At 71.4% G+C, this 20951-nt stretch carries 22 protein-coding genes and 1 tRNA gene; 13 read left to right on the forward strand and 10 right to left on the reverse strand.

Going from position 1 to position 20951, the window contains the following annotated elements:
- Positions 1–131: 131 nt before the first annotated feature.
- Positions 132–204 (reverse strand) — tRNA-Lys (locus NYO98_RS09685).
- A 286-nt stretch (positions 205–490) separates the two neighbouring features.
- On the opposite strand from NYO98_RS09685, the gene NYO98_RS09690 reads away from it, so the two are divergent.
- Positions 491–1798 (forward strand): threonine/serine exporter family protein, encoded by a 1308-nt coding sequence (locus tag NYO98_RS09690; protein ID WP_268111447.1) that lies wholly within the window; start codon positions 491–493, stop codon positions 1796–1798.
- A gap of 85 nt (positions 1799–1883) precedes the next feature.
- On the opposite strand, the gene NYO98_RS09695 is transcribed toward NYO98_RS09690, so the two are convergent.
- From NYO98_RS09695 to NYO98_RS09725, 7 genes are all read right to left on the reverse strand, one after another.
- Positions 1884–3239 (reverse strand): dipeptidase, encoded by a 1356-nt coding sequence (locus NYO98_RS09695; protein ID WP_268111448.1) that lies wholly within the window; start codon positions 3237–3239, stop codon positions 1884–1886.
- Positions 3236–3682: a hypothetical protein gene (locus tag NYO98_RS09700; protein ID WP_268111449.1), complete on the reverse strand. Its 447-nt coding sequence runs from the start codon at positions 3680–3682 to the stop codon at positions 3236–3238. Before NYO98_RS09700 ends, NYO98_RS09695 begins: the two co-directional genes overlap by 4 nt.
- Positions 3679–5151 carry an APC family permease gene (locus NYO98_RS09705; RefSeq protein WP_268111450.1) on the reverse strand — a complete coding sequence of 491 codons (1473 nt, stop codon included), beginning with the start codon at positions 5149–5151 and terminating at the stop codon, positions 3679–3681. Before NYO98_RS09705 ends, NYO98_RS09700 begins: the two co-directional genes overlap by 4 nt.
- A 135-nt stretch (positions 5152–5286) precedes the next feature.
- Entirely contained in the window at positions 5287–6423 is a 1137-nt protein-coding gene (locus tag NYO98_RS09710; protein WP_268111451.1) for an aminopeptidase P family protein, read from the reverse strand.
- Positions 6424–6449: 26 nt separating this feature from the next.
- Positions 6450–7955 carry an MFS transporter gene (locus NYO98_RS09715; protein WP_268111452.1) on the reverse strand — a complete coding sequence of 502 codons (1506 nt, stop codon included), beginning with the start codon at positions 7953–7955 and terminating at the stop codon, positions 6450–6452.
- A gap of 107 nt (positions 7956–8062) precedes the next feature.
- Positions 8063–8269 (reverse strand): hypothetical protein, encoded by a 207-nt coding sequence (locus tag NYO98_RS09720; protein WP_268111454.1) that lies wholly within the window; start codon positions 8267–8269, stop codon positions 8063–8065.
- Complete coding sequence (locus NYO98_RS09725) at positions 8266–8604, reverse strand: hypothetical protein (RefSeq protein WP_268111455.1); 339 nt, start codon at positions 8602–8604, stop codon at positions 8266–8268. Before NYO98_RS09725 ends, NYO98_RS09720 begins: the two co-directional genes overlap by 4 nt.
- A gap of 245 nt (positions 8605–8849) precedes the next feature.
- On the opposite strand from NYO98_RS09725, the gene NYO98_RS09730 reads away from it, so the two are divergent.
- The 6 genes from NYO98_RS09730 to NYO98_RS09755 all read left to right on the forward strand — a co-directional run bounded on the left by NYO98_RS09730 (position 8850) and on the right by NYO98_RS09755 (position 13036).
- Positions 8850–9443, forward strand: a complete 594-nt coding sequence (locus NYO98_RS09730; protein ID WP_268111456.1) for a DUF1269 domain-containing protein — start codon at positions 8850–8852, stop codon at positions 9441–9443.
- A gap of 220 nt (positions 9444–9663) precedes the next feature.
- Positions 9664–10833, forward strand: coding sequence for a glycosyltransferase family 4 protein (locus tag NYO98_RS09735; RefSeq protein ID WP_268111457.1), 1170 nt, complete (start codon positions 9664–9666; stop codon positions 10831–10833).
- On the forward strand, positions 10830–11426 hold the full coding sequence (locus NYO98_RS09740) for a DUF305 domain-containing protein (RefSeq protein WP_268111458.1): 597 nt from the start codon (positions 10830–10832) through the stop codon (positions 11424–11426). The genes NYO98_RS09735 and NYO98_RS09740 overlap by 4 nt, the downstream gene beginning before the upstream one ends.
- Entirely contained in the window at positions 11414–11659 is a 246-nt protein-coding gene (locus NYO98_RS09745) for a hypothetical protein (RefSeq protein WP_268111459.1), read from the forward strand. Before NYO98_RS09740 ends, NYO98_RS09745 begins: the two co-directional genes overlap by 13 nt.
- Positions 11660–11770: 111 nt before the next feature.
- Complete coding sequence (locus tag NYO98_RS09750; protein ID WP_268111460.1) at positions 11771–12259, forward strand: DUF5994 family protein; 489 nt, start codon at positions 11771–11773, stop codon at positions 12257–12259.
- 48 nt (positions 12260–12307) lie between these two features.
- The gene (locus NYO98_RS09755) at positions 12308–13036 is read left to right on the forward strand and encodes a copper homeostasis protein CutC (RefSeq protein WP_268111461.1); all 729 of its coding nucleotides are present in this window, start codon (positions 12308–12310) and stop codon (positions 13034–13036) included.
- Here NYO98_RS09755 and NYO98_RS09760 read toward each other — a convergent pair.
- Positions 13019–14545 (reverse strand): M81 family metallopeptidase, encoded by a 1527-nt coding sequence (locus NYO98_RS09760; protein WP_268111463.1) that lies wholly within the window; start codon positions 14543–14545, stop codon positions 13019–13021. The genes NYO98_RS09755 and NYO98_RS09760 overlap by 18 nt on opposite strands.
- Positions 14546–14828: 283 nt before the next feature.
- On the opposite strand from NYO98_RS09760, the gene NYO98_RS09765 reads away from it, so the two are divergent.
- Positions 14829–15032 (forward strand): cold-shock protein, encoded by a 204-nt coding sequence (locus tag NYO98_RS09765; RefSeq protein ID WP_045548871.1) that lies wholly within the window; start codon positions 14829–14831, stop codon positions 15030–15032.
- A gap of 201 nt (positions 15033–15233) precedes the next feature.
- Positions 15234–15398, forward strand: a complete 165-nt coding sequence (locus tag NYO98_RS09770) for a hypothetical protein (protein WP_268111464.1) — start codon at positions 15234–15236, stop codon at positions 15396–15398.
- Positions 15399–15405: 7 nt separating this feature from the next.
- Here NYO98_RS09770 and NYO98_RS09775 read toward each other — a convergent pair whose 3' ends face one another.
- On the reverse strand, positions 15406–16491 hold the full coding sequence (locus NYO98_RS09775) for a hypothetical protein (RefSeq protein WP_268111466.1): 1086 nt from the start codon (positions 16489–16491) through the stop codon (positions 15406–15408).
- A gap of 41 nt (positions 16492–16532) precedes the next feature.
- Between NYO98_RS09775 and NYO98_RS09780 the strand changes: the two genes are divergently transcribed.
- From NYO98_RS09780 to pstA, 4 genes are all read left to right on the forward strand, one after another.
- Complete coding sequence (locus tag NYO98_RS09780; protein WP_268111467.1) at positions 16533–17399, forward strand: NUDIX hydrolase; 867 nt, start codon at positions 16533–16535, stop codon at positions 17397–17399.
- A 208-nt stretch (positions 17400–17607) separates the two neighbouring features.
- Positions 17608–18726, forward strand: coding sequence for a phosphate ABC transporter substrate-binding protein PstS (pstS, locus tag NYO98_RS09785; protein ID WP_268111468.1), 1119 nt, complete (start codon positions 17608–17610; stop codon positions 18724–18726).
- 104 nt (positions 18727–18830) lie between these two features.
- On the forward strand, positions 18831–19766 hold the full coding sequence (pstC, locus tag NYO98_RS09790; protein ID WP_268111469.1) for a phosphate ABC transporter permease subunit PstC: 936 nt from the start codon (positions 18831–18833) through the stop codon (positions 19764–19766).
- Positions 19767–19836: 70 nt separating this feature from the next.
- Positions 19837–20928: a phosphate ABC transporter permease PstA gene (gene pstA / locus NYO98_RS09795; protein WP_268111470.1), complete on the forward strand. Its 1092-nt coding sequence runs from the start codon at positions 19837–19839 to the stop codon at positions 20926–20928.
- Positions 20929–20951 lie beyond the last annotated feature (23 nt).

A 20951-nucleotide genomic window follows, 5' to 3' on the forward strand; every position in this document is an offset into this window, starting at 1 on the left:
ACGCTCAACTCCTTGACCATGAACGAGTGTCAAGAAGGAGCCGAAGCCACCGTCAAGCAGCAACCGAAACCCTGTAAAGCAAGAACCCGAGCCACTCCGTCAAGGAGGACCCGGGCTCATACAGGCTGAGGTAGGCCTCCAGGGGCTCGAACCCTGAACCAACGGATTAAAAGTCCGCTGCTCTGCCAATTGAGCTAGAGGCCCGGGACATGGGGACGCCGACCCGACGAAGCCTCCGGGCGACCCACGTTCCTGCTGCGGATCCTCTCAGAGACGAGCGGACGACAGAACACGCTGGGTAGGTGGAACCCCCGGAGACGACGCCCGCGATCCACCGCTGCGGCACTGTGCGGTGCGCGTACGCATCCACTCACCCTCGTCGGAGGAGGACGCCGGGCCCGGGAGGCTTGGACGATGCAGCGGTGAGACCTGTCGACGACCGCGCGGTTCCCGGGTGGCGGGACTGGCCGCGACGACAGTGGCCGGGTCCGTGACGGAGCGCCACGACGTCTACGCGACGCTCGACCTGGCACTGAGGATCGGCGAGGTCCTGTTGTCGTCGGGAGCCGGCGCCGCCGACGTCACCGCCACCATGCTCGCGGTGACCCAGGCCTGCGGAGTGCGCCACGTGTCTGCGGACGTGACGTTCGTCGACCTGACTCTTCGCCACCAGCCGAGCAGCGACGAGCCAGCTGCTCTCCAGGTGCGGAGCGTGACCCGTCGCCCGGTCGACTACGCGGACCTGATCGAGGTCGACCAGACGGTCAGTGACCTGGTGGCCGGTGCCATCACGCGGGACCAGGCACGTGACGAGGTCGCCCGGATCGTGTCCACCGGTCACCAGAGGCACCGCTGGGCAGTGACCCTGGGATGGGGCGTCATGGGCACTGGGATCGCGCTCACCCTGGGCGGCAGCCCGATCGTCTGCCTGCTCGCCTTCGCGGCGGCCTGCGCGATCGACGGGACCCAGCTGCTGTTGCCCCAGCACCGCATCCCAGCCTTCTACCAGCAGGTGGCTGGGGGCTTCGTCGCGACGGCCATCGCCGTCACCGCCTCGGCCACCGAGCTGGAGCTGAACCCCTCCCGCGTCGTCACCGCCGGCATCGTCATGCTGTTGGCGGGGGTCGGCATCATGGGCGCCACCCAGGACGCCCTCACGGGGTTCCCGGTCACGGCCAGCGCCCGGCTGATCGACGCGCTCCTGAACACCGCGGGCATCATCGCCGGCGTCGGCGCCGGACTCACCGTCGGGGACCTGCTCGGCGTGGGTCTGACCAGCTTCAAGCCCGGTGCCGCCGGCCTGGCGGAGGTGGGCGTCACCGTCGTCGGTGCGGCGGTTGCCGCGGCGGCCTTCGCCTTCGCGTCGTACGCACCGCTGCGCGCGATGGTGGCGGTGGCCCTGGTCGGCGCGCTCGGTCAGGGCGTCCTGCTGGCGGTCGACAGCTCGATGGTCGGCCGGACCTGGGGCTCCGCGATGGCGGCGGTCACCATCGGCGCCGTCTGCTACCTCGTTGCCGGGCGCTTCCGGGTTCCACCGCTGGTCGTGGTGGTCCCTGCGATCGTGCCGCTGCTGCCGGGTCTCGACATCTACCGCGGGCTCGCCCTGCTGGCCGAGGGGCAGGACGGCGTGCTCCAGCTGGCGTCCGCGCTGGCCACCGCCCTGGCGCTCGCGGCCGGGGTGATCCTCGGGCAGTACCTCGCGCGCCCGCTCAAGCGCGAGGCGCACCGCCTCGAGACGCGACTCGCGGGACCTCGGATGGTCGGGCCGTCCAGACGCCGCAACGGCACAGGCACGTAGCCCCCGTCGCCGAGCCGGACCGAGTGGCAGGGGCGGGGGCCGCACGATGCAGAACGTCGTACCGGGCCGACCGCGCCCGGTGCCGTCAGGGACGCGAGGTCGCGTAGCGCTGGAGGAAGAGGGCCTCGGTCAGGGCCATCCGCTCGATCTCCCGAGGGTCGACGCTCTCGTTGGGTGCATGGATGAGGGCCTGGGGCTCTTCCACGCCGATGAGGATGATCTCGGCCTCGGGGTACGTCTCCTCGAACACGTTGCACAGCGGTATCGAGCCCCCCTGTCCGAGACGGGTCATCGGACGCCCGTAGGCCTCCTGCATGGCGTCGGCCAACGCCCGGTACGCCGGCCCGTCGGTGTCCGCCTCGAACGGTGACCCCGTCGCTTCGACCTCGACGGTGACGTGCACTCCCCAGGGGGCGGCGCCGCGCAGGTGCTCGACCAGCGCGGGCTGCGCGACTTCGGGGGTGATCCCGGGCGGGATGCGCAGGTTCAGCCGCGCTGCTGCCTTCGGAACGACGGCCGCTGCCGAGCCGACGACGGGCGGGCAGTCGATGCCGAGGATGGTGACGGCCGGTCTGGCCCACAACATGTCGGACACCGAGCCGGACCCCAGCAAGGACACGCCGTCGAGCACCCCGGCGTCCTCGGCGAACTGCTCCGCGGGGTAGGGCGCGCCGTGCCACCGGCCAGTGTTGTCCAGGCCGGTGACGGTGGTGTCGCCGTGGTCGTCACGGAGCGTCGCCAGCATCGCGACGAGCGCCGCCAGTGCGTCCGGGGCGGCACCGCCGAACATCCCCGAGTGGATCTCGGAGGCGTTCGCCTCCACGGTGACGACCACGTTGACCATGCCGCGCAGGCTGACCGTGGCCGCCGGTTCGCCCACGGCGGCGTTCCCCGTGTCGCAGACCAGGATCGCGTCGGCGCGCAGCAGGTCGGGGTTGTCGACCACGAACGACTCGAGGCCGCCGGTGCCCTGCTCCTCCGAGCCCTCGACCACCAGCTTGAGGTTGACCGGCAGGCGGTCGCCGAGGGCGCGCAGCGCCGCGAGGTGCATGACGATGTTGCCCTTGCAGTCGGCGGTTCCCCGGCCGTACCAACGCCCGTCGACCTCGGTCAGCTCGAACGGCGGTGTACGCCAGGCGTCGTCGTCCAGTGGCGGCTGCACGTCGTAGTGGGCGTACAGCAGCACCGTCGGAGCTCCCGCGCGGGAGCACGATCGCGAGCCGACCACCGCAAGGCTGCCGTCTGCCGTCTTCTCGAGACGGGTGTCGGAGAAGCCGACGTCTGCGAACTTCTGCACGACCCACCGCGCGGCTCGCTCGCACTCCTCCGGCGGGTACTGCCGGGGGTCGGCCACGGACGTGATGGCAACGAGGTCAGCCAGCTCGTCCTTGACGACCGGCATCAGGTCCCCGATGCGTCGCCCCAGGTCCTCCGTGCTCACGAGGTCGCCACGTCGTCGGTCTTGAGGTCGCCGACGAACTCCTTGAAGTCCTCCAGCTCCTCCGGGCAGTAGATCTCGATGATGAGCAGCTGGCCCTGCACGACGCGACTGTCCGCGATCACCGGCCTCGTCCCCGGGCCGGTCGCCCCGTTGGTGAGCTGCGACAGCAGGATGGACCGGCTGAGCGCCTCGTTCGGGTTCTCGCAGGTGGCACCGCCGTCGTCGCCCAGCACGCGGGCCACCTGGTCCACGTCGGGGGTGCGGGCTCCGGTGCTGGCAAGCGCGTCGATCAGCTCGTTGGCCTTGTTCTGGGCCTGCGCGTTGTCCACCCCTTCGTTGAAGGCGAGCACGCCGGCCAGGGTGACCACGCCGAGCAGGACCAGTGCCGTGATGAAGATCCAGCTGCGCTCGCTCTTGCTCTGTGTCTCGGCGGGAGTGCTCATGACGCGCTCACCTCCTGCGGCTCGGGCTGCTTCCAGCTGGGCTTGCGCATGCGGTAGAAGAGGAACGGCACCAGCAGCCCGAGGCCGAGCGCGCCGCCGCCGACGATCGCGAAGTACGCCCCGGCGTTGCCGTCCGCGAACTGCGAGGGCGGGATGAAGCCGACCAGGAGGGCGGCCAGCGAGGCGGCGAAGCCGATCCCGCACATCCCGATCAGCAGGGGAGCCCGATAGCCGCGGGGGTGGTCGGGTTGCTTCCGTCGGAGCTGGATCGCAGCGACGAACATCAGCAGGTACATGATCAGGTAGACCTGGGTGGTGATCACCGAGAAGATCCAGTAGGCGCTGGAGACGTCAGGGATCAGCGCGTACGCGAGGCCGATCACCGTGGTGAGCAGGCCCTGGACGACCAGGATGTTCTGCTGGACGCCGTTCTTGTTGAGCTTCTGGAGGAACGGCGGCAGGTAGCCCTCCTGGCGGGAGATCAGCAGCAGTCCCTTCGAGGGGCCGGCGAGCCAGGTCAGCATGCCTCCCAGCGAGGCGGCGACGAGCATGATGCCCACGATGGGGGTCAGCCACTGCCAGCCGAAGTTCGCGAAGACCGCGTCGAAGGCCTGCATCACCCCGGCGGTCAGGGACAGCTCCTCGGCGGGGACGATCCAGCTGATCGCCAGTGCGGGCAGGATGAAGATCAGCAGCACCAGCCCCATGGCCAGGAACATCGACCTCGGGAACTCCTTGCCCGGGTTCCGCAGCGAGCTCACGTGGACCGCGTTCATCTCCATGCCGGAGTAGGACAGGAAGTTGTTCACGATCAGCACGAGGCTGGAGAGGCCCGCCCACACCGGGAAGATGTTGTCGGCGGTCATCGGTGCCGCGGACTCGTTGCCCTGTCCCAGGAAGACGATGCCGAGGAGGACCAGGACGGTCCCGGGGACGAGGGTGCCGATGATCAGGCCGCCGCTGGCCAGTCCGGCCACACCCTTGGTGCCGCGCGAGGAGACCCACACGCCGGACCAGTAGACGACGATGATGACCGCCGCCGTCCACACGCCACTGCTGGCGAGCTCGGGGTTGAAGACGTAGGCGAGCGTGCTGGCGACGAACCCGAGCAGGCTCGGGTAGTAGAAGATCGTCATCGCGAACTGGCACCACACGGCCAGGAACCCCATGGGCTTGGAGATCCCCTCCGACACCCACTTGTAGATCCCGCCCTCCCAGCCAGATGCCAGCTCTGCCGACACCAGCGAGGTGGGCAGCAGGAAGACGATCGCGGGGAGCAGGTAGAGGAACACGCAGGCGAGGCCGTAGACGGCCATGGTCGGCGCCGCGCGCAGGCTGGCGACCGAGCTCGTGGTCATCATCGCCAGCGCCACCCAGGAGATCCACTGGGTGCTGGCCGCGCGAGCGCGGGCGGCGGGGATCGATCCGGTTGCCCCCGTCCCCTCGGCGGGCACCTCGGCGGTACTCATGTCCTTGCTCGGCGTGACTCGTGTGGTTGCATCCGAACCTCCTGGACGTCGGGTCGTCAGTCGAGCCGAGTTGCGTCGACCGTAGGATTCGGCGTCGGGTCTCGGCGTCACCTGCTCCGGGTGACCCTCCTCCTCCTAGTCGACGACGCGGAGCTCGCGGTCGGTGTTGTTCAGCCGCTTCGCGCCCGTCTCGGTGACGGTGACGATGTCCTCGATGCGGACCCCGAACTGCCCGGCGAGGTACACGCCGGGCTCCACGGAGAAGCACATCCCCGGCACGAGCGGTTGCTCCTCGCCCTCGATCATGTAGGGCGGCTCGTGCGTGGTGGTGCCGATGCCGTGCCCGGTGCGGTGGATGAACCTCTCGCCGTACCCGGCGTCCGTGATCACCGTCCGGGCGGCGCGGTCGACCTCCTGGCACGCGACGCCGGGCCGGACCGCGTCGACGCCTGCCTGCTGCGCCAGCCTGACGACGTCGTGCACCTCGCGGACGAGGGCGGAGGGCTCGCCCACGCACACGGTGCGGCTCGTGTCGGAGCCGTAGCCGTACATCAGTCCCCCGAAGTCGAGCACGACGGCGTCGCCGACCTCGATGGTGCGCTCACCTGCTTCGTGGTGGGGGTTGGCGCCGTTGGGACCCGAGCCGACGACCGTGAAGTCGACCTGCTCGTGCCCGTGCTCGCGCAGCAGCCGCGCGAGGTCGGCCGCCACATCCGTCTCCCGCCGGCCGGCGAACCGGACTCCGAGGATCTGTTCGTACGTCGCGTCTGCCGCGGCGCCGGCCGCCGCCAGCCGGGCGAGCTCGCTGGCGTCCTTGACGGCACGCAGCATGGGCAGGCACTGGGTCAACGAGCGATAGGAGGAGCCGGGCACCGCGTCCTGCAGCCCCAGCAGGTGCATCGCCCACGCGGAGTCGGCGATCCCCATGGTCGCGTCGGCACGGATGAGCTCGCTCGCGCGCACGAACGGGTCCTCACCGTCGGCCCAGTCCTCGACGAGGAGGCTCGGCGCGCCCACCGCCCGCTCGACGTCCGGACGCTCCAGGGTCGGCACGAGCAGCGTCGGGTCCCGGTCCTGGGTGAGGACGAGGAGCGTCATCCGCTCGGTGATCGCGGTGGGTTGGTAGCCGGTGAGCCAGACCAGGTCCGGCCCCGGCGTGACGAGGAGACCGTCCAGCCCGGCCTCCGAGGCGTCGGCCGTTGCCCGGCGCATCCGGTCCGCGTAGTCGTGGGCCGCGAAGGGTGCGGGTGCGGGCGGCGGGGTGACGGTCATCGCGTCCTCTCCGGGGTGAGTTCCGTTCAGGGTCGGGTGTCGCGGGATCGTCCCGCCGTCGCGGAGGTCGGCAGCGTGTGGGTGTGTGCTGCCGCCGCTGCGGCGGCGTCCTCGAGCGTGCCCGCCGCGGCGCGGTGCCGGGCGATCACAAGGGCCATCAGGACACCGAGGAAGCTGAAGACCGCCATCGTCCACGAGGCCGCGGCCAAGCCGGCCGCGAGAGCGTCACCCTGCGCCGCCCCGTCCTCGGTCTGGTTGCCGATCACCGTGCCGTAGATGGTCGCGGCCAGCGCGGTGGCCACGGCAGCACCGACGTACCGCGCCATGTTGGAGACGCCCGAGGCCCCGCCGACCTGGTTCTCCGGCACCGACGCCGTCGCCGCGGACGACGCAGGACCGTTGGACATGCCCATGCCGACCGCGATGGCGACCAGCGGCAGCAGGAAGGCGCGATAGGCCCACGCTGCGTCGACGAAACCCACCATGACGAAGCCGACCGTGGTGAGCGCGAACCCGGCGCCGATCGTCTGGCGCCCGCCGAGCTTCGCGGCCAGCCGCGGGACGAGCGGAGCCACCACGACCAGCCCGACCGTCGCGGGCAGCGTCGCCAACCCTGCCTCGAGCGGGCTGAAATCCAAGGAAGCGGGATCCTGGAAGTACAGGCTGAGCAGGTACATCAGCCCGTTGATCGTGCCCGCACCGATGAGGATGGCGATGGTCGAGCCCACCAGGACACGGTTGCGCAGCAGCGCCAGGTCGAGCAATGGTACGGCGACTCGACGCTCGACGGCGATGAACCCGTACCCGGCCGCCACCGAGAGCGCGAAGCACCCGATCGTGGCCGCCGACAGCCATCCCCAGTCGCCGCTCTTGGTCACACCCAGGATGAGGGGAGTGAGCGTCACGGCGATGAGGATCGTGCCGGCGTAGTCGATCGTCCTCGGCCGCTGCTCGTCCCTGGACTCGCTGACCGTCACCATCGTGAGCAGCATGCACAGCACCGCGACGCCGGCGTCGATCCAGAAGAGCCCCTGCCAGCCGGTGAGGTCGACCAGCACGCCGCCGAGCAGCGGACCCGCGGCGGCGCCCACCGCCGCCGCGGCGCCCCACAGGGACACCGCCCGCAGCTGCGCCTGCCCCTCGTTGGCCACCGAGAGCAGGCTCAGGCCGCAGGCCAGGATCGTTGCCCCGGCCGCACCCTGGATGACACGACCGGCGATCACCATCCCGCCGGACCCGGCGAGCGCGATCATCACGCACGACGCCACGAACAGCACCAGACCGAGCTGGAACACCCGCTTGCGCCCGAAGACGTCGCCGAGTGAACCCGAGGTGACGATCACCGCCGCGCCGACCAGTGAGTAACCGGTCACCGCCCACTGCAACGTCTCGACCGACGTGCCGGTGTCCTCCGAGATCGCTGGGAGGAGGATGCTCACCGCTGAGGTGTTCGCATTGACCACGAGCGTCGAGATGCACGTTGCCGCGAGGACTCCGCCCGCCCGAGTGCTCACCTGCGCGACGTCACTCATCCGCCTGGCCTTTCCGCCATGTCCCCTGCTCGGGTGCTGGCGGACAACGTTAGGGCGGCGCTGCCCGGGGTCCTTCACCCTCGACGGGCGAAGCAGGACCGATCGTCTCAGCCCGGCTGGTCGCTCGGTGCCGCCCCGTCGAAGAGCACGACCTCCTCGAGGACACGCAGCGCGTTGACGTACGCGGAGGTCAGCGGGGCGGCCAGCAGCACGGTCGCGACCATCGCCAGGGCGACGGGGAGCCCTTGCGCTCCGAGGGCGACCACGACCGCGAACGCGCCGGCCAGAACGGCACCGAAGACGGGAGGCGTCACCGTCTCCGCCGTCCGAAGAGGCGGCCGAGCCGGTCACTCAACGACCGTGCGGGCTTGATCTCGACCAGGGTGGACTCATCGGGTGGCGGAAGGCTCGCGGCCTGTTCGGCGGAGAGCGTCGTGCGGACACGACTGGTGCGGATCGACTCGACCTGGTCGGCGTCCACGAACCTCGCCCCCGCCTCCGACTGGACCACGATGCCGTCGAACACCGAGACCTTCTCGTCCACCAGCACGCGCTGGACCGTGGCGAACTGAGCACCGTCTCTCGTCTGCACGGGCGTGCCGGGCTGGAGCGCGGTGTACGCGATGGGGTCGTCCGGTGCGTCGGGCACGCTGCCACCATAGGGCGAACCGCGGTGTCCCGCCGTGACGTCCTCGCCCACCTGTGCCGTCGCCGGCGCCGTACGGACCGGTCCCCCGCAGCGGGTGACCCCCGCGGACCACCCGGACTGCCACGATCGCCGAGGTGACCCCGCGCCCCCGGCGCACACCGGTCCACGGCACGGCGATCGCACGGATGCAGTCCGGTCCATGGCGACCACCGGGCTGCCCGCTCGGAACGAACGAAGGAGCAGACATGACGGAGAACCAGGGCCCGGACGCACCCGATGCGGACATCGTCGCCGGCGTCTCGGACGGGGCCTACGCCCTCGTCGTGGCCGACTTCGCCGACACCGAGTCAGCGTGGACTGCCTATGAGGACCTGAAGTCGGTCGAGGACGGTCGCACCGTCGCCATCGAGGGCGTCGTGGTGGTCAAGCGCGGCACGGACGGCCGGCTCGAGGTCCAGAAGGCCACCGACCACAGCACCCGCGCCGGGCTCCGGTGGGGACTGGTCGGCGGCATCGCGCTCGGCATCGTCTTCCCGCCCTCGATCCTGGGCAGCGCTGCCGTCCTGGGCTCGACCGGCGCCGCCGCCGGCAAGATCCGCCAGCTGCACCACCGACACGAGCTCGCCGAGGACCTCGAGGACTCGATCGCACCCGGCCACTCGGGGATCGTGGCCCTCGTCTCCGACCCCAGGGCGGTGAAGATCCGCCAGGCGCTCACCATGGCCGATGCGATCGTGGAGCGGACGATCGACCAGGTGGCGGCCGACGACATCAAGGCTGCCGCCGAGGACGCGGCCGCCGAGGAGAAGGCCGCGAAGGACGCCTCGTCCGAGAGTTAGCCCGTTCCGCGCGGGGGCTCACAGCACCAGCGGACCTCCGCTTCGGATCGACGCCCGCGCTAGGGTGGGAGTGAACTGCCAGCGGCAGGTCCGTGCCTCGGCCCCGAGGCGTGCGGCCTCTGGTGTAGGCAGCGACGTCAGGCGGTAGCGGGATGACCTCGCGACTCAGCACGACTCGATCTCTCGGGCACGCGGACCACGCACGCGGGGCAGGTGCTCGATGATCTCGTTCGTCTGGTCGCCCGGCGAGCCCCTGCCGGCCGGCACGGGCGGGTCGGAGAACTTCACGGTCGGCCACGTGCGTGAGCTCAACCGGCGTGGGATCGAGGCCCGCGTGGTCACCATCGGCCTCGGAACGGCCGACGGCCGCGACGAGTTCGACGACATCCCCTTCCACTCGGTCGCCACGCTCGGCGACGTGGAGCGCCTCGACGACACCCTGGTGTTCGCCAGCGAGGCCCCGCGGACGACCACGGTCCACCCCGCCTACCAGATCCTGCACGTGCCGCCGCCGCTGCGCGACCACGCGCACGCGTCGCTGGTGGCCGGGACGCAGGACCGCACGCTCATCGCGACCAGCCGCTATGCCGCCGCACTGTGGGCGGACTTCCTCGACGTCGACCTCGACACGATCCACGTCGTGTACCCGTTCGCCGAGCCGGAGTTCGCCATCAGGCCGCGGCCCGGGTCGGGAGCGGAGGTGACCAGGGTGCTGTACGCCGGTCGGCTCACGCCGGAGAAGGGCATCTACACGCTGCTGTCGGCGCTGCACACGGACCTCTTCGACTCCGACTGCGTCTCCGTCACGGTGACGTCGGCCGGCTCGGACAAGCCGCAGGGCGCCCTCATCCAGGGCCTGCTGCGCTCGCATCCCGGCATCGCGCTCGTGCCTGCCCGGCGCACGCCGGCCGAGATGGCGTCGCTGCTCGCCGAGCACGACGTGGTCGTGATGCCGTCGAACGCTCAGTACTGGCACGAGACCTTCGGGATCCTGTCGATCGAGGCGCAGCACGCCGGATGTCGCGTGGTCGCCTCACGCGACGGCGGGTTGCCCGAGACCGACTGCGGCGCGCTGGTCCTCGTGGAGCCGGACGACGCCGAGGCGCTGGCCCAGGGCATCCTGACCGCCCGGCGGCTCGGGCCGGTCCCCGAGCACGAACGTGCGGACGCCGGCCGGCGCTTCACGCTCGTCGACTCGGTCACGGGCCTGCTGGACGTCCTCGAGGCCGTGCCCGCGCCGACCCCCTCGCGGGTCATCCACGCCCTCGAGGAGCTGATGTCGCTGCCGTCCGCGACGGAGCCGCACCCGCGTGCCGGCGCCGACGCCTCGGGCACGCGGACCGCCGCCGACCACGCTGCTGCGCCCGTCCGAGTGGTGGGATCGCCATGATCGCCTGGGCCGGCGTGCCCGGACCGACGACGGACGCATTGCCGGAGGGCAATCCCGCCGACCTGCTCTACCTCGAGGAGGCCGTCGCGGCGCTGTCGCAGATCATGGCGGTCTGCGCGGGCGCCGACCGCAGCTCGCGGACGGACGTCAGGGCGCTTGCACGGGCGGCGTTGTCCGTCCAGACCGACCGGTTCACGGCGGTCTCGACCGTGCTGCACGGCTGGGGACGACCCGACGGGTCGGGTCCCGCGAGCACCGGTGTCGACGCCCTCGACGGTCTGGACGGCGAGGCGCTGGACCGGGCGTTCGTCGAGGCGCTGACCGCCTACACCCACGCCTCCACCGTCCGTTCGCGCGCCGAGCTGGTCGCGGGCGCGAGCCGGGCGACCCGCAACCTGGCCGAGCACGCCATCCACGAGGACGACCGCCAGCTCGCAGACCTCCGGGACTTCCTCCGGATCCAGGGTCAGCAGATCGGCGCCCCGGGCGTCCACGACCCGGTGGCACGATGGAACGACGACGGCGGGTCGTGGCCGGGTGCGTCCGCTGCGACCCCCTCCGACCGCACGGGAGCCCGACGATGGCCTACCTGATGCTCTACGGGAACGGCTGGACCCAGCGCTGGCGGATCGCCGCCGAGGACGAGGCAGCAGTCCGGCAGGAGGTCGAGCGCGTCGGGACCGCCACGACCGGCCGGCTGACGGTCGTCGATCCCGGCTCCGACGCCCCGGCCACCCTCGTCGTGGCCTGGTCGGAGGTGGCTGCCGCGGTGGTGCTGGACGGCTCCGCCGACCAGCCGGACGACTCGGCGGGGCGGTATCCCTGACCCGTCCCGGTGGTCCGCCCGGTCCCTGACGGTCGGTGGGTAGGCTGGAGACCAATCACCTGCTGGGAAGGGCTCGTCGAGCCCCCGAGAGCAGGACGGAAGGTCGGCGTCATGACGACGTCTCCTCGCACCTCTCCCACCACGTCAACATCCACGACCGATCGTGTCCCCCTGCGGATCGACCTCGACCCCGGCCCGCCCTCCGGCCCCCTGGACGGGGCCTGGTGGCCGCAGTCGCGTGACCTCCAGGTCGAGGCGGCCGACCTGGTCGACCACTTCCCGGCCGACGCCGGACGGGTGGAGCGGCTCCTGTTCTCCCGTCCCGACTGGGACGCGCCGGGCGACGAGCCCAGCCTGCACCGGATCACGGCCGCCAGGGGCCCGGTCAAGGTGGGTTCGTTCCCCGGCGACGACACGCACGTGATGGTCGTCAAGATGTCGTCGCGGCGGCAGCTGCGCCTCCTGGTCGTCCCCAGCACCTGCGAGCCCGACCGGGCGGCCCGGCTGATGCGCCAGGCCGCCGACCCCACCAACACCTCTGTCGCGGCCATGCTCCTCGGGCCGGACGAGACGGACCGCGCGGCTCCGTCCGACGACTGACCCCCTGCGCGAGCGAGCACGCCCGACACGTCGCCCTACCGTGGGCCCATGGACACCCTGGTCGAGATCTGCCTGGAGGACGTCGGCGGTGCGGCGGCGGCCGCCGCGGCGGGCGCGGACGCCCTGGAGGTGTGCGCCGGGCTGGCCGACGGCGGCACCACCCCGACGCTCGGCTTCGTGCGGCACTGCGCCGCGGCGGGACCCGGGCTCGAGGTCAGGGTGCTCGTGCGCGCCCGTCCCGGTGACTTCGTCCACTCGCCGGCGGAGGTCGACGTCATGGTCGCCGACATCGAGGCGGTGCGCGAGGCGCTCGCCGGGTCGGCCCGGCTCGGGTTCGTCGTCGGGACGCTGACGCCCGACGGGGACGTCGACGCGGCCGTCGTACGACGCCTCGTGGCCGCGAGCGGTGACGCACCGGTCACCTTCCACAAGGCCTTCGACTCCGTGCCGGACAAACCGTCGGCGTTGGCCCAGCTCGCCGACCTCGGGGTCTCCCGCGTGCTGACCTCGGGCGGTCCCGGCCCGGCGCTCGACCACCTCCCCGCGCTCGCCGACCTGGTGCGTCGCGGCGGCGAGGACGTGCGCATCGCGGTCGGGGGCGGCGTACGACCGGCGAACGCGGCCCGCGTCGTCGCCGAGACCGGCGCGCGCGAGGTGCACCTGCGGGCACCGGGCACGGTGGTGCCGGCCGGGTCGTCCGCCGGCTACGACGACGGGCGTCGCAGCGTGACGAGCGCCGAGGTGGTCGCCGAGGTGATGTCAGCCCTCGGCAGGTAGCCCGGTGTCGCCGGGGAACAGCACGGCGTCGGCGAGCGGGTCGACGCCGCCCACGTCGTCGAGCGGGAACATCGGGCGCCGCACCCGCTGGTGCCCGAGGCGCCCGAGGTCCTGGTCGACGCCGCCCGGGGTGAGCGCCAGCATCCAGTCGGCGGCCATGGCGAAGAGCTCGGGCTCGAGGTAGCCGATCTTGACCACCACGATGTCGGCGTTGCGGGGGTCGAGGCCGAGCCGGGTGAAGTCCCGCTCGAGGTGGTAGGGCCGGCGCCGCCGGGTGACGACGACGTCGACCGCCGGGGTGCGGACGACGACCTCGAGGTTGTCCTCCGTCGGCACGACCGCCACCACCGTGCCGGCGACCTCCACCGGCGGGGCCGGGCGGGCATCGACCCGGGCGCCGACCGTGAGGCGTACGTCGGTGCCCACGCCGGCCTCCGCGGCGGCCAGCGCCCCCGCGGCGTCGGGGACGGAGGCGTAGATCGCGCGCCTGCCGCTCGCCGCCAGCTCCTCGCTCGCGAGCAGCTGCGTGAGCGTCCAGGTCACGTCACCGGCGCCGCCCGCGGTCGGGTTGTCGCCCGAGTCGGAGACGAAGTAGGGCGCGACCGGCGAGGCGAGCGCGGCGGCGAGCACCTCGTCGAGCGAGCCGGTCGGGGCGACGAAGCCGAACTCCTCGCGACGCTCCCAGAGCTCGGTGGCCAGCGCCGTCGCCTCCGACACCACCAGGTCGGCGTCGTCGCCGGTCACCATCACGACCGCCCCGTTGCGCGGCTCGTCGGCCCACGGGTAGCCGATCCAGATGCCGGCGTCGAGGACCCCGTCGCGCGCCTCGATCTCGGGGACACGGGCGTACAGGCTCCTCGCCGGCTCCTGGCGCGTGCTGGTCATCTCGCCCGGCAGCAGGATCGGCACCGGCACCCAGGCCTTCGCCGGCCGGCGGCGTCCCGGCGGCAGCGCGAGCCGGTCGACCAGGTTGCGGGCCGCCCGCTCTTTCGTCTCCTGCCAGTCGACGTGCGGGGCCGTGCGGTAGGTCGTCAGCAGGTCGAGCGTCGCGGCGAGCGTGCGCGACACGTTGCCGTGGAGGTCCATCCCGCTGCTGATGAGGCAGTCGGGCCCCACCACGTCGCGCACGGCGACCGCGAGGTCACCCTCCATGTCGTCGAGGCCGACGACGCTCGCGGCCCCGTGGATGTCGAGGACGACGCCGTCGAGGGGCGCCTCGGCGACGGCCGCGACCAGGCCGGCGAGGATCTCCGCCTTCAGCAGGGCGTAGTCGTCGGCGGGGATCGCACCTCCGGCGATGTTGCGCGCCTGCACGATGCCGAGCCACTGCGCGCGATCCGCGAGGGCGCCGCCGGGCCGCCAGAACTCCCAGGCATCGAGCACCTCGCGGCCCCGGCGCGGAGCCAGCATCGCGGCCGTCGTGAGCGCTGGGGAGAAGGTCGACGCCTCCAGGCTGATGCCGCAGACCGCCACGCGCGGCAGGTGCGGAGGGACGACGGCGCTGGTCACTTCCCCGATGGTGTCAGGGACCTCCGCCAGACCGATCGGCAGGCCCGTTGGCCGAGTGTTCACCAGCACGTGGATCTCGACCAGTGACGACGGCAGATTTGTTGGTAGTGTCTGCCCTGCAACAGGTGCAAGTTCCAGCAGGTCGACGCCCGCGGAGTTTGTGATCCAACGGCGTTTGTTCTTCGGGCCCTGCCAGCTCGTGAGTCTCAAGCGGCGTGTCACCGCATCTGGTGCGGGTCGTCGAAGTGGCGACTCACGCCCCTACAGAGGAGTAACGAGCACCATGGCTCAGGGCACCGTTAAGTGGTTCAACGCCGAGAAGGGTTTCGGCTTCATCGCGCAGGAGGACGGCGGCGACGACGTCTTCGTGCACTACTCGGCCATCCAGACCAACGGCTACAAGTCGCTGGACGAGAACCAGAAGGTCGAGTTCGACGTCACCCAGGGCCCCAAGGGCCCGCAGGCGGAGAACGTCCGTCCGCTCTGATCGGCTGACGCTGGACCTGTTCCAGATCTGATCAAGAGTCTGGCTCCTCCCCCTCAGTGGGGTGGGGCCAGACTCGATTTCGGGGCACACTTGACACGTTCGGGTCATGTTGCGGAGCTCGCGAGTCCGTCACACTTGGCGCGAACGCGTAATGTCGAGTGGCCCGACGAGACCACACCCAGACGTGAGGAGGGTGACGAAGTGCACGACCAGTTCGACGTGACCCTCGAGGACGGCGACCTCCTGGGCGAGGTGGAGCTGACGACCACGCTGATCATCGCCGCGAGCGAGTCCGACGACCACCTGTCGCAGGAGGAGATCGACCGCCTCCTCGGCGTCACCCCGCGACGCCCGTCCGAGGACTGAGCGCGACTCAGCAGGTCGCGAACAGCACCGGGCCGCTGGTGAGGTCGGAGAGCACGTAGCTGCCCTCCGCCGGGCGCAGGTCGAGCACGACCTCCCGGCCCTCCGAGCCGGCCCGCTCCACCGAGAACCGGTCGGTGAACTCCCCGCCCTGCCCGGGCGCCGGTCCCGCGGCCAGCCGCGCCCGCGCCTCCGCGTCGCCCTCCGCGTCGCCCGCGTCCTCGACCTGCATCACCGCCCGTACGTCGCCGCCGGGCAGCACGCCCATCGCGAACCCGGTCAGCGGGTGCACCTCGCCCGCCGCCGCGACGAGCTGGTCGGCCTCGGCGCGGGCGTCGTCGTCGGCTCGCGACATCGCCAAGTGCTCGCACGCGTAGGCGCCGTCGTACACCGCCGCGGCCAGCGGCTCGTCGAGCGAACCGGCGAGGTCGACGAGGTCGTCGGGGGCGTCGTCCTCCTCGAGCACCTGCTCGAGGAAGGGACCCTGGTCGGACGTGAGCACGAGGCCCTCGTCGGCGAGCAGCGCGACGTGCTGCAGCTCGGGGGTCAGCCTCGAGCCCACCCCCGCGAGCACGTCGGGCCCACCGAGCCACACGCCGTCCTCCTCGTCGGGCTCGGTCCAGCCCAGCTCGGCCAGCCGCTCGGCCACCGCGTCCAGGTCGACGTCGTCGCCGACCTTGAGCACCTCGACCGCGCCCGCTCCCGACTGGGCGAGGAGCTCCCACGACACCGTGGCGGGGGAGAAACCGAGCTCTTCCTGCATGACGCCCGCGGACGTCCCGAGCGCCGACATCGACGACAGGTCGGCGCCGAAGGCCTCGGCCAGGAAGGCGTCGACGTCCTCGGCCGACGAGCCGGCGTCGACGTCGGCGTCCAGCTCGCGGCGTACGCCGTCCCAGTCCGTCCACGAGAAGCGGGTCGCGTCGGCCGGCACCAGCTCCATCGCCTCCTGGAGCGGGGTCCCGGGCGTGAGCGCGCGCCAGGCCACGAGGCCGGCACCGGCCAGCACGAGCACGACCACGGCGGCCAGCGCGGCGCGGATCCAGCCCCGGCTCCGGCCGCGGGTCCCGGCGCCCGGGACGTCACGATGTGGCACGGGGCTCCTCGCGGGGTCGGGGTGGGTGTGAGACTACTTCCATGGAGCCCCGCGACGTGCGCGCTGCTGGTGCTGTCGTGACCCGCAAGGGCGGCGAGGTGCTCCTCGTGCACCGGCCCAAGTACGACGACTGGTCCTTCCCCAAGGGCAAGCTGGACCGCGGTGAGCACGTGGTCACCGCCGCGGTGCGCGAGGTGGCCGAGGAGACCGGGCTCGACGTGCGCCTCGGGCCGGCGTTGTCGTGCCAGCGCTACCGGATGTCCAACGGCCGCTGGAAGACCGTGGACTACTGGACCGCCCGGGTCGTCGGCAGCGACGAAGTGAGCGGCTACCGCCCCAACGCGGAGATCGACGCGGTCGAGTGGGTGGGCTGGAAGGAAGCCGGGGAGCGGCTGACGTACTCCTACGACCGCGACACCCTGGTCGAGGCGCGGCCGCTGCGGCGGCGTACCCGGGCACTCGTGGTGCTGCGCCACGCCGAGGCCCGCTCGCGCAAGGGGTGGAAGAAGGACGACCGGCGGCGACCGCTCGTCCGGCTCGGGGAGGCCCAGTCCGAGCGCCTCGTGCCGATCCTGGCCGCCTTCGACGTGACGGTGGCCCACACCTCCTCCAGCACCCGCTGCGTGCAGACGGTGATGCCGTACGCCGACGTGACCGGCTGGCCGGTCAAGCTCTACGACGAGCTGAGCGAGGAGGACTCCACCGTCGAGGGCGTGGTCGACCTCGTCGACGACCTCCTCCACGGCGACCTCGACACCGGGGGCGCCGTGCTGTGCAGCCACCGGCCGGTGCTGCCGACCGTGCTCGACGCGCTGGAGGTGCCGGACGTCTTCCTCGAGCCCGGGTCGATGCTCGTGGTGCACCACCGCAAGGGCCGCGTCGTGGCCTCCGAGCTCATCGCCCCCTGAGGCGGGTCGCTTCCTATGGCCCCCGGTGGCCCCTCGTCAAGCCTGCCGGGACGAGTTCATGTGATCGTCGTCCCACGCCCGAGCGGGTGATGCCAACCGGTCCTGCCGAGTTCACCGCGCGTTCACCGACGGCGACGTGGTCGTTCTCCTGACGTGCCTACCTTCCTGATCGTCAGCACTCATCAGACTTCCATCAGGAGCACCCGAAGTGAATCGCACTTCCTTCCGCAAGCTGCTCGCCCCGAGCGTCGCCGTGCTTGCCCTCTCGATCTCCCTCAGCGCGTGCGGTGCCTCCAACGAGGCCGACGCCGCCTCGGGCGACGACACCTCTGAATCCGGTGGCCTGTCTGGCGACCTGAACGGCGCCGGTGCGTCCTCGCAGGAGAAGGCGCAGGCTGCCTGGGCCACCGGCTTCCAGGGCATGAACGACGGCAACGTCACCGTCAACTACGACCCGGTCGGCTCCGGCGACGGACGGACCAACTTCATCGAGGGCGGCGTCAGCTTCGCCGGCTCCGACTCCTACCTCACCGACGACGAGGGCGAGCTCAGCGCCGCCAAGGAGCGCTGCAACGGCGAGGACCCGATCGAGGTCCCGGCCTACGTCTCGCCCATCGCGGTGGCCTTCAACCTCGAGGGGGTCGACTCGCTCAACATGTCCGCCGACACGATCGCGCAGATCTTCGACGGCAAGATCACGAAGTGGGACGACCCGGCCATCGCCGAGGAGAACCCGGACGCCGACCTGCCGGGCACGACCATCACGCCGGTCCACCGCTCCGACGACTCGGGCACCACGAAGAACTTCACCGACTACCTCGGCAAGGCCAGCAGCTCCTGGTCCTACGAGGCCGAGGACGCCTTCCCCGTCAAGGGCGGCGAGGCCGCTGAGGGCACCTCGGGCGTCATCTCCGCTGTCTCGGGTGGCGACGGCACGATCGGCTACGCCGACGAGAGCCAGGTCGGCGACCTGTCCGTCGTCTCGGTCAAGGTCGGCGAGGAGTACGTCGCCCCGTCCGCCGAGGGCGCCGCGCTCGTCGTCGAGTCCTCGCCCGCCGCGGAGGGCCGCGCGGACGTCGACATGGCCGTCGACATCGACCGCACCACCACCGAGTCGGGCGCCTACCCGGTCGTCCTGCTCAGCTACCTCATCGCCTGCCAGACCTACGAGGACCAGGCTGAGGCCGACCTGGTGAAGGGCTACCTGTCCTACATCGTGTCCGACGAGGGCCAGCAGGCCGCCTCCGAGGAGGCCGGCTCCGCGCCGCTCTCCTCGACGGTCGCCGAGAAGGCGCAGAGCATCGTGGACGGCATCTCGGCGGGCTGATCCCACGACCGGGGCCAGCTGCCCCGGCCACCCAGCGCCGCGTGCGGCGGGTCGGAACTCCGACCCGCCGCACGGACGCATGAACCGACTGATTGAGGTAGCACGTGGCAACCATCGCCACCGACCAGAAGACAGGCCCGGCGCGGCTGGGCGACCGGATCTTCTCCGGCACCGCCCTGGCCGCCGGGATCGCCATCCTTCTCGCCCTGGCCGGCGTCTTCATCTTCCTGGCCATCGAGGGCGTCCCGGGTCTGGCCAAGCCGGCCGAGTTCTACGGCGAGGCGAGCAACTTCTGGGGCTACGTCGCCCCGCTGCTGTTCGGCACCGTCCTCGCCGCCGTGATCGCGCTGATCGTGGCTGTCCCGCTCGCCTGGGGCATCGCGCTGGTGGTGAGCCACTACGCGCCGAAGTCGATCGCCACCCCGATCGCCTACGTCATCGACCTGCTCGCCGCCGTGCCGTCGGTGGTCTTCGGCCTCTGGGGCATCAGCGTCCTGGCGCGCCAGCTCCAGCCGGGCTACGTGTGGCTGGACGAGAACATGGGCTGGCTGCCCTTCTTCGCCGGCCCGGCCTCGGGCACCGGCCGCACCATCCTGACCGCCGGGCTGGTGCTGGCGATCATGATCCTCCCGATCATCACCGCGATCTCGCGTGAGGTGTTCTCGCAGACGCCGCGGCTCCACGAGGAGGCCGCCCTCGCCCTGGGCGCCACCCGGTGGGAGATGATCCGGATGGCCGTCTTCCCCTACGCCCGCTCGGGCATGATCTCCGCGGTGATGCTCGGCCTCGGCCGCGCGCTCGGCGAGACGATGGCCGTGGCGATGGTGCTCTCCGCCGGCGGCGGCATCTCCCTCAACCTGATCTCGAGCAGCAACCCGGCCTCGATCGCGTCCAACATCGCCTCCAACTACAAGGAGGGCACCCCGGGCAAGATCCAGGTGCTGATCGCGACCGGTCTGGTGCTCTTCCTCGTGACCTTCCTGGTCAACTTCGCCGCCCGGTGGATCGTCACCCGCAACGAGAGGAAGCTGGCCCGATGAACCACCCCACGAGCTTCTCGTTCTCCCCCGCGTCGCTCCTCCACCCGACAACTTCGAGGGGACCCCGGACATGAGCGTCGCCACGGCCCCCACCCGGCCGACCTCGGAGCCCATCGCCTTCACGCAGGCCAAGCTGCCTCGCTCGGCGCCCGTCCTCGTCGCCGTCGTGGCCGCCGCCGCCGCGGCCCTGCCGGTGCTCCTGCTCGACTGGGGCCTCGTCGTGTGGGCGCTCGTCGCCGGCCTCGTCTACCTCGTCGCGCTGCCCGTCTGGGCGCGGGTCGTGGAGGGGCGTCGGGGAGCGGTGGACCGGATGGTCACCGGGCTCGTGTGGGCCGCGTGCCTCGTCGCCATCGTGCCGCTGGTCTCGTTGCTCTACACCGTCATCGACCGGGGTCTCCCCGCGATCAACTCGACGTTCCTGACCTACTCGATGTACCGGACCGAGCTCGACCAGGAGGTGGGGATCTACCACGCCCTGATCGGCACCCTCCTGATCACGCTCGGCGCCGCCGTCATCTCGGTGCCGATCGGCATCATGGCCGCGATCTACCTCATCGAGTACGGCAAGGGCAGCCGCCTCGCCCGGTGGATCACGTTCCTGGTGGACGTGATGACCGGCATCCCCTCGATCGTGGCCGGCCTCTTCGCGTTCTCGCTGTTCATCCTCGTCTTCGGTCCGTCCACCAGGCTCGGCATCGGTGGTTCGGTGGCGCTCTCGCTGCTCATGATCCCGGTGGTGGTCCGCTCGACCGAGGAGATGCTGCGGCTGGTTCCCGCTGACCTGCGCGAGGCGTCGTACGCCCTGGGCGTGCCGAAGTGGCGCACGATCGTCAAGGTCGTCCTCCCGACGGCCCTCGGCGGCATCGTCACGGGGGTCACGCTGGCCATCGCCCGCGTGGTCGGCGAGACCGCCCCGCTGCTGCTGATCGCCGGGCTGACGACCCGCACGAACTTCAACGTGTTCTCGGAACGGATGACCACCCTGCCGGTGCTGATCTACACCCAGAACGCCAACCCCGGCATCGCCGAGACCCCGGGTGGCACGCCCCCCGGCATCGAGATCGCCTGGGGCGGCGCGCTGGTGCTGATCCTGATCGTCATGATGCTGAACCTCGTGGCGCGCGTCATCGGCGCGATCTTCGCCCCCAAGACCGGCCACTGAGCCCGAACCAGAGACAAGAGAGA

Origin of the sequence: Nocardioides pini (assembly GCF_026712185.1) — a bacterium.
Taxonomy (GTDB): Bacteria; Actinomycetota; Actinomycetes; order Propionibacteriales; family Nocardioidaceae; genus Nocardioides; species Nocardioides pini.

Excerpts from the sequence above, each read along its gene's own strand:
- NYO98_RS09700 (WP_268111449.1), bottom strand. The coding sequence starts at position 3,682 with ATGAGCACTCCCGCCGAGACACAGAGCAAGAGCGAGCGCAGCTGGATC.
- NYO98_RS09705 (WP_268111450.1), bottom strand. The coding sequence starts at position 5,151 with ATGAGTACCGCCGAGGTGCCCGCCGAGGGGACGGGGGCAACCGGATCG.
- NYO98_RS09710 (WP_268111451.1), bottom strand. The coding sequence starts at position 6,423 with ATGACCGTCACCCCGCCGCCCGCACCCGCACCCTTCGCGGCCCACGAC.
- NYO98_RS09715 (WP_268111452.1), bottom strand. The coding sequence starts at position 7,955 with ATGAGTGACGTCGCGCAGGTGAGCACTCGGGCGGGCGGAGTCCTCGCG.
- NYO98_RS09730 (WP_268111456.1), top strand. The coding sequence starts at position 8,850 with ATGACGGAGAACCAGGGCCCGGACGCACCCGATGCGGACATCGTCGCC.
- NYO98_RS09735 (WP_268111457.1), top strand. The coding sequence starts at position 9,664 with ATGATCTCGTTCGTCTGGTCGCCCGGCGAGCCCCTGCCGGCCGGCACG.
- NYO98_RS09740 (WP_268111458.1), top strand. The coding sequence starts at position 10,830 with ATGATCGCCTGGGCCGGCGTGCCCGGACCGACGACGGACGCATTGCCG.
- NYO98_RS09745 (WP_268111459.1), top strand. The coding sequence starts at position 11,414 with ATGGCCTACCTGATGCTCTACGGGAACGGCTGGACCCAGCGCTGGCGG.
- NYO98_RS09750 (WP_268111460.1), top strand. The coding sequence starts at position 11,771 with ATGACGACGTCTCCTCGCACCTCTCCCACCACGTCAACATCCACGACC.
- NYO98_RS09755 (WP_268111461.1), top strand. The coding sequence starts at position 12,308 with ATGGACACCCTGGTCGAGATCTGCCTGGAGGACGTCGGCGGTGCGGCG.
- NYO98_RS09765 (WP_045548871.1), top strand. The coding sequence starts at position 14,829 with ATGGCTCAGGGCACCGTTAAGTGGTTCAACGCCGAGAAGGGTTTCGGC.
- NYO98_RS09780 (WP_268111467.1), top strand. The coding sequence starts at position 16,533 with ATGGAGCCCCGCGACGTGCGCGCTGCTGGTGCTGTCGTGACCCGCAAG.
- pstA (WP_268111470.1), top strand. The coding sequence starts at position 19,837 with ATGAGCGTCGCCACGGCCCCCACCCGGCCGACCTCGGAGCCCATCGCC.